The sequence below is a fragment of the Nocardioides sp. genome (genome assembly GCF_035703625.1).
GTDB lineage: Bacteria > Actinomycetota > Actinomycetes > Propionibacteriales > Nocardioidaceae > Nocardioides.
Map to the genome: position 1 here is coordinate 1 of NZ_DASSXS010000279.1, position 7,389 is coordinate 7,389.

Consider the following 7,389-nt stretch of genomic DNA (forward strand, 5'->3'; position numbering starts at 1 on the left):
CCTGCACTTCTCGGCCGTTGCAATGCCCGGGATGTGCATGGTCTGGCTGAGGGGTGGGGCGGGTGTGGCGGGTGAGCCGCGCGCCCACGACGGCAACGGTCCTCAGGCGTCCGGACGAGCTGCTGGGTGTCAATTTCCCCGGCGGGCCGGGGAAACCTGCACTTCTCGGCCGTTGCAATGCCCGGGATGTGCATGGTCTGGCTGAGGGGTGGGGCGGGAGGGGCGGGTGAGCCGCGCGCCTACGGCGGCGACGGTCCTCAGGCCTCCGGACGAGCTGCTGCGTGTCAATTTCCCCGGCGGGCCGGGGAAACCTGCACTTCTCGGCCGTTGCAATGCCCGGGAAGTGCATGGTCTGGCTGAGGAGTGGGACGGGTGTGGCGGGTGAGCCGCGCGCCCACGACGGCGACGGTCCTTAGGCGCCCGGCTGGCCGGGTCCGAGCACGCCCCAGTACTCCAGGGCAGCGGTGAGGCCGTCGACGCCGTCACCCGCCCAGCCGACGTACCCGTCCGGCCGGACCAGACGCGGGGTGCCGGCGTGGAGCGGCAGCAGCTGCAGCCGGCCGTCGACCGTCGGCGCGGGGAAACCCTTCGGCGCCACCAGCACGTGGCGGCCCGACCGGAGTGCCTCGTAGAGCCGGAGCCCGTCGGTACCCGTGACGTCCGGCGCTCGGGTGCCGACCGGACGGTGGCTGCCCGGGGGCGGGTCGTAGGCGATACCCAGTCCGCTGATCCGCAGCCCCAGTCGCCGTGTGACCGGAGGCAGGCGCAGCGCGGTCGTCGCCGCGGCGTCGCGCAGCGCCCGGGCCGGGCCGCGCCGGAGCAGCGCCGCCCGGATCAGGCCGCCGCTGGTCCGCAGCACCATCCTGCCGACCGGGTGCCGCTCGTCGTGATAGCTGTCGAGGAGCCGGTCCCCGCCCCGGCCGGCGACGACGGTGGCGAGCTTCCAGCCGAGGTTGGCGGCGTCCTGCAGCCCGGTGTTCATCCCCATCCCGCCGGCCGGTGAGTGCACGTGCGCGGCGTCGCCGGCCAGGAGGACGCGGCCGACCCGGTAGCGAGGCACCTGCCGCTCGTCGCTGTGGAAGCGCGACATCCACCGCGGGTCGGTCATGCCGAAGTCGGTGCCGACCACGCGCTCGGCCAGACCCCGGATCTCCGCCAGGTCCACCGGGGCGTCATCGGGCAGCTCCCGGTCGGGGTCCCTCGTGATCACGCGGAACCACCCGTCGCCGAAGGGCACCACGAAGAAGAACCCCTCGCCGTTGGCGTTGAAGTTCAACAGGCCGGCCGGCGGATCGGACATCCGCACGTCGGCGAGGATCACCGACCGCACCACCGAGGCCCCGGGGAAGTCCAGGCCCAGCGCGTCGCGTACGGCGCTGTGGTGGCCGTCGGTCCCCACGAGGTACGACGCCCGCAGCCGCGACGCCTCGCCGTCGAGGCCCTCGCAGTCGACCGTGACCCCGTCCGCGTCCTGGGCGAGATCGCGCACCCGGACGCCCCGCAGGATCGTGGCGCCCAACCGGGCCGCCCGGTCCTCGAGGACCCGCTCGACGGCGTACTGCGGCGTGACCAGGACGAACGGGAACCGCGTGGGCAGCGACCTCAGGTCGACGGTGGCCCGCCCGAACACCCCCAGCCGGTCGACGGAGTTGCCGCCGGCGAGGACCTCATCGGCGAGGCCACGCGCGTCGAGCTGCTCCATCGTGCGGGCGTGGACCGCGAACGCGCGGGTCAGGTTCGACTCCTCGGCCCGGCGCTCGACCAGGGTGACCCGGACGCCCTGGGCGGCGAGGTCTCCCGCGAGCAGCAGGCCGGTGGGCCCGGCGCCGGCGACGAGGACGTCGATCACCGCAGGCTCCGACCGGGCCGCCGCCGGACCTGGGGTCCGAGCAGCCGCTCCAGCAGGTGCGGATCCGTGGGCCACGCGTCGAGCAGCCGCTCGCGGGGGATGCTGCGGGCGGCGTAGCGCAGCAGGAGGATGACCGCGACGACGTCGTCGAGCGGACCGATGACGGGCAGGAACTCCGGCAGCAGGTCGATCGGCGAGACCACCCACACGACGGCGACGAGCAGCGCCACCTTCGCCCTGCGCGGCACCGCGGGGTCCCGCCGCAGGGTCCGTGCTGTGGTCACGCACGACGGCAGGAACTCCGCGACCTGTCGCATCAGCCCCGGCGGCAGCCGGTGGGCGAGCAGCATCATCACCAGGCAGGCCAACGCCCACAGGCCGACCAGAGCCGCAGCGATCGTCAACGCCCTGGTCATGGGGCAAGCGTAGGCGGATCGCCCTGCTCGAACAGCCGCGCGAGCCTGGCCAGCGCCATCCGGGTGCCGGCCTCGTTCTGGTCCTTCGGTACGGCGTCCGGGATCCCCTCGTGCACGATCGTCACGTCGGTGCCGCGCGCGTGGGCGGTGAGGGTGGTGGTCATCCTCATCTCGCCCCGCAGCGCGGGATCGTCGGTCTCGAACTCGGTTGCCTCGACGACCTGCTGGTCGGGGACGAGGCTGACGAACCGTCCGTGGTAGGTGTCGGTGTGCCCGGTCGTCTTGCCCCGTGGTGCGTCCGCCCCGGCCAGCTCGTAGGTCAGGGACACCCGGAACCGGCCGCCCTCGCGGGCGTCGAACTCGTGCACGTGCGCGGTCATGTCGTCGGGCACCCGCCAGCGCGCGATCGAGTCCGCGTCGAGCAGCGCCCGGTAGACCTCCGCGGGGGAGGCGGGGACCGTGACGGTCATCTGGGTGGAGTACACGCCCCGACGCTAGCGCCGGTCATCGCCGAGTGCGGCGATGACGGCCGCGCCGGCCTCCTCCGTCGAGGCGGTCCCGCCGAGGTCGGGGGTGCGGGTGGTGGGGTCGGCGAGGGAGGCCTCGGCGGCGCGCAGGACCTGCGCCGACGCCCCGGGGTGGCCGAGGTGCTCGAGCATCATCGCCGCCGACCAGATGGCCGCCACGGGGTTGGCCATTCCCTTGCCGGCGATGTCGGGCGCCGAGCCGTGGACCGGCTCGAACATCGAGGGGAACTCCCCGGTGGGGTCGAGGTTGGCCGACGGGGCGAGGCCGAGGGAGCCGGCCACCGCGGCGGTCAGGTCGGAGAGGATGTCGCCGAAGAGGTTGCTGCCGACGACGACGTCGAAGCGCGCCGGGTCGAGGACCACGGCGGCGGCCAGCGCGTCGATGTGCAGCTGGTCCCACTCGACGTCGGGGTACTCGCCGGCCACCTCGCGGACCACCTCGTCCCAGAACGGCATCGTGTGCACGATCCCGTTGGACTTGGTGGCCGAGGTGAGCCGCCCGCGCCGCTGCTGCGCGAGCTCGAAGGCGTGCCGGACGATCCGGGTGACACCGACGCGCGTGAACACCGACTCCTGGACGGCCATCTCGTCGGGGAAGCCGCGGTTGAGGCGCCCGCCGATCTCGCTGTACTCGCCCTCGACGTTCTCGCGTACGACGACGAGGTCCAGCCGGTCTCCGCCGCGCACCGGGCTCGCGACGCCCGGGAACGCGCGGGCCGGCCGGATGTTGGCGAACTGCCGGAACGCGCGACGGATCGGGATGAGCAGCCCCCAGAGCGACACGTGGTCGGGCACCCCGGGCCAGCCGACGGCGCCGAGCAGGATCGCGTCGAAGCCGCCGAGCACCGCGATCGCGTCGTCGGGCATCATCGCGCCGGTCTCGACGTACCGCCGGCACGACCAGTCGAAGGCCTCGTAGTCGAGGGACAGGCCGTGGCGCGGCGCGACGGCCTCGAGCACCGACTGCGCCACGGTCGTCACCTCGGGCCCGATCCCGTCGCCCGGGATGACGCCGATGCGGTGGCTCTGCATCAGGTGGTCGCCACCGGGCTAGCCGAGCCCGAAGACCGGGATCAGCAACGGCAGGAAGAGCAGGATCAGGATCGCCCCGATGACGTCGAAGCTGATGCCCGACCGGATCATCTTGGTGATCGGGACCGCGCCGGAGCCGTAGACCACGGCGTTCTGCGGCGTCGACACCGGCAGCATGAAGCCGAACGACGCGGCGAACGTCGCCGCGAGCGCGGGCACGAACGGGTTGATCCCGGCCGCGGCGGCGATGGGGATGATGATCGGGACGACGACGGCGGCGGACGCCGTGTTGGACGTCGTCTCCGAGACCAGGATCGCGAGCAGCACCGCGAAGACGGTGATCGCGACCGCGCTGGTCAGGCCGAGGGCGTCGTAGCTGCCCTTGCCGATCGTCTCGGCCAGGCCGGTGTCGGCCAGCAGCGTCCCGAAGATGACGCCGCTGCCGAACAGCACGATGGTGCCCCAGTCGATCCGCGCCGCGTCGCTCCAGTTCAGGGTGAACTCGCGGCTGGGCCAGTCGGTCGGCAGCATGAACAGCAGCGAGGCGCCGAGGATGGCGACCACGCCCTCGTCGAGGCGGGTGGAGATCGTCTCGTACGCCGCGGAGTCACCGCCGGCGACGAGGGCCACGATGCCGGGCAGGATCCACAGCGACACCGTGAAGACGAAGGCGATCAGGGTGTTCTTCTCCGCGCGGCTCAGCGAGCCCATCTCGCGGCGCTGTTCGGCGACGTACTCGGAGACGCCGGAGATCCGCTTGATCTCGGGCTTGTTGAGCAGCAGCAGGATGACCGTGAGGGCGACGAACATCAACGCGCAGACCGGCAGCGCGAGGCCCATCCACTGCGCGAACGGGATCGTCTCGCCGGTCGCCTCCTCGATGAGGGCGCGGCCGATCAGGTTGGGCGGGCTGCCGACCGGGGTGAGCAGGCCGCCGACGCTGGCGCCGTAGGCCAGCATCAGCATGATCGCGACCCCCACGCGGAGCCGGGTCGGGTCGAAGTCGGAGATGTCCTCGCCGGCCTCGATCTTCTGGTCCTGGATCAGGTTGGCGATCACGGCCAGGATCCCGATCGCGGTCGGCAGCAGCATGGCGACCGTAGCGGTGTTGGAGACGAAGGCCGAGATCAGGCAGGTGATCAGGCCGAAGGCGATGATCACGCGGCTGGTGCTGTTGCCGACCCCGGGCAGCGCGAGGATGCGGAACGCGAACCTCCGCGCCAGCCCGTGCTTGAGCATCGACTGGGCAAGGATGAACGCCCCGATGAAGGTGAAGATGGTGCCGGAGCCGAACGGCGCGAGGATCTCGTCGGGGTCCTCGCCGACTCCCAGCAGGATGAGCAGGGCCGCTCCGAGGAGCCCCGCGACCGGGATCGGGATCGGCTCGGTGATCCACATGATGATGACCGCGAGCAGGACCGCGGCCACCGTCTGCTGCTCCGCGGGCAGGTCCAGCGGCAGGAAGTAGAGGATGACGCCGGCGAGCGGCGCCAGGACGTACCCGACGTTGCGGCGGCGGCGCTCGAAGCGCTCCTCGCCCTCGGAGAGCTTCTGCTCGCCGAGGCTCTTGTAGGTCGTGCCGCCGAGGAGCCTCTCCTCGACATCGACTCGCCGCTGGGGCGCGATGGCCGTCTCGCCACCGGTGGGTGTGCTCATTGGCTGCTCCAGGTTGCCGGGCCCCCGAGATGTCCAGACTGTCTAGACCATCTCACCTAACAAGGTCTTTCCGCCGTCCGCAACCCTGTCGGCGGGCGGACCGGCGGGGGCCCAGTCGGTCAGTCCTCCGCGAGCGCGGCGTCGATGCGCCGGTGCGCCTCCCAGATCTCCTCCGGCAGGCCCTGGAACTGGGCGAGGTGCTCCGCGCGGTGGCCGATCTCCTGCCGCCAGCGGTCGACGTCGATGTCCAGGATCGTGGCGAGGTCCTCGGCGGTGATGTCGACCCCCTCGAGGTTGAGCTCCTCCTGCGTCGGGAGGATCCCGACCGGGGTCCGTCGACCTTCGACCTCGCCGTGCTTGAGCTGGAGCAGCCACAGCAGCGGGCGCAGATTGTCGCGGTAACCCGGCCAGAGGAAGTGCCCGTCCTCCGGGTCGCGCTGGAACCAGTTGACGTGCGCGAAGATCGGCAGCTCGCGGGCCCGCCCGACGATGTTCAGCCAGTGCGCGGCGTAGTCGCCCTCGGAGTAGGACATGAACGGCCGCATCGACATCGGGTCGTAGCGGAGCTGGCCCTCGACGCCCTCGGCGGCGTACGTCGCCTCGGCGCCCAGGGTCAGGCCGTCGTAGACACCCTCGGCGAGGTCGGTGATCGCGCGGATGAGCGGCTCGCGGTCGCGGGTCCGGCCGCCGAAGATGATGGCGTCGATCGGCACCCCGCGCGGGTCCTCGAAGTCCGCCGCGACGTTGGGCACGTTGGCCAGCGTCGTGGTGAACCGGCTGTTGGGGTGGGCCCACGGCGAGTCGTCGCCGTCCTCCCGCTCCGAGATGAGGCCGCCCTTCCAGTCCCGCCACCCCGTGACGTCCTCCGGCGGCGACGGCGTGCGCCCCTCCCACCAGACCTCGTGGGTGTGGTCGTTGTAGGCGACGTTCGTGAACAGCGCCTGCGTGCCGTCGCCAACCGAGGCGAGGGCGGTCGGGTTGGTCCTCTCGTTGGTGTCCTTGGCGACGCCGAACACCCCGAACTCCGGGTTCATCCCGTAGAGCCGGCCGTCGTCGGGGTTCACCCACAACCAGGCGATGTCGTCGCCGTAGAAGGTCACCCGGTAGCGGTCGCCGAGGGCGTCTGGCGGCAGCATCATCGCGAGGTTCGTCTTGCCGGACGCGCTCGGGAACCCTCCGCAGACGTGGTAGGTCCTCCCCGTCTCCCGGTCCTCGATCCCGATCAGCATGAACTGCTCGGCGAGGAACTTGCCGGAGGCCCAGCCGTCGTAGGCGGCCTGGCGCAGGCCGTGGGCGATCTTGCCGAGCAGCGCGTTGCCGCCGTACGACGACCCGAAGTGCAGGATCGTGCGCTCGTCGGCGACGGTGACGAAGTAGCGCTGGTCGTCGTCGGTGCCCTGGCCGAGGTTCTCCAGGTCGCCGGTGACGTGCACGGCCCGGACGAAGGAGCCCGGGTCCTCGAGGTCGTTGACGAACTGCACGCCGACGCGGGACATCCGGATCATGTGGAGCACCACGGTGCGGGTGTCGGTGAGCTCGACACCGGCGGCCCAGGGGGACAGCTCGTTGCCGGGTGGCGCCATCAGGTAGGGGATGACGTACATCGTCTTGCCCTGCGAGGCGCCGCGCATGCGGTCCTCCAGCATGGGCTTCATCTCCGAGGCAGGGCGCCAGTTGTTGTAGACGCCCTTGTCCTTCTCGTCGTTCGTCGCGACGATCGTGCGCTCCTCGGAGCGGGCGGTGTCCTTGAAGTAGCTGCGGGAGTAGTAGCGCCCCTCGCCGGCCGGCTCGAGCTCGCCTGCCTCCAGGGCCTCCTGGATCAGCCGGGCGTCGTCGGCGGCCGTGACGACCTCGATCCGCTCGGCGCCGGTGAGGTCCGCGTAGAAGCGGACGTACTCCCGGACCTTCT

At 71.7% G+C, this 7,389-nt stretch carries 6 protein-coding genes; all 6 read right to left on the reverse strand.

Annotated elements, in window-relative coordinates:
- Positions 1 to 412 precede the first annotated feature (412 nt).
- Positions 413 to 1,849, reverse strand: a complete 1,437-nt coding sequence (locus VFN12_RS14640) for an FAD-dependent monooxygenase (RefSeq protein WP_325119468.1) — start codon at positions 1,847 to 1,849, stop codon at positions 413 to 415.
- Positions 1,846 to 2,265, reverse strand: a complete 420-nt coding sequence (locus VFN12_RS14645) for a YkvA family protein (protein ID WP_325119469.1) — start codon at positions 2,263 to 2,265, stop codon at positions 1,846 to 1,848. The genes VFN12_RS14640 and VFN12_RS14645 overlap by 4 nt, the downstream gene beginning before the upstream one ends.
- Entirely contained in the window at positions 2,262 to 2,750 is a 489-nt protein-coding gene (locus VFN12_RS14650; protein ID WP_325119470.1) for an SRPBCC domain-containing protein, read from the reverse strand. The genes VFN12_RS14645 and VFN12_RS14650 overlap by 4 nt, the downstream gene beginning before the upstream one ends.
- Positions 2,751 to 2,759: 9 nt before the next feature.
- The gene (locus VFN12_RS14655) at positions 2,760 to 3,824 is read right to left on the reverse strand and encodes a tartrate dehydrogenase (RefSeq protein WP_325119471.1); all 1,065 of its coding nucleotides are present in this window, start codon (positions 3,822 to 3,824) and stop codon (positions 2,760 to 2,762) included.
- A gap of 18 nt (positions 3,825 to 3,842) precedes the next feature.
- On the reverse strand, positions 3,843 to 5,480 hold the full coding sequence (locus VFN12_RS14660) for a DASS family sodium-coupled anion symporter (protein WP_325119472.1): 1,638 nt from the start codon (positions 5,478 to 5,480) through the stop codon (positions 3,843 to 3,845).
- Positions 5,481 to 5,599: 119 nt separating this feature from the next.
- Positions 5,600 to 7,389: phosphoenolpyruvate carboxykinase (GTP) (locus VFN12_RS14665; protein WP_325119473.1), on the reverse strand; the 1,790-nt coding region annotated here is incomplete at its 5' end.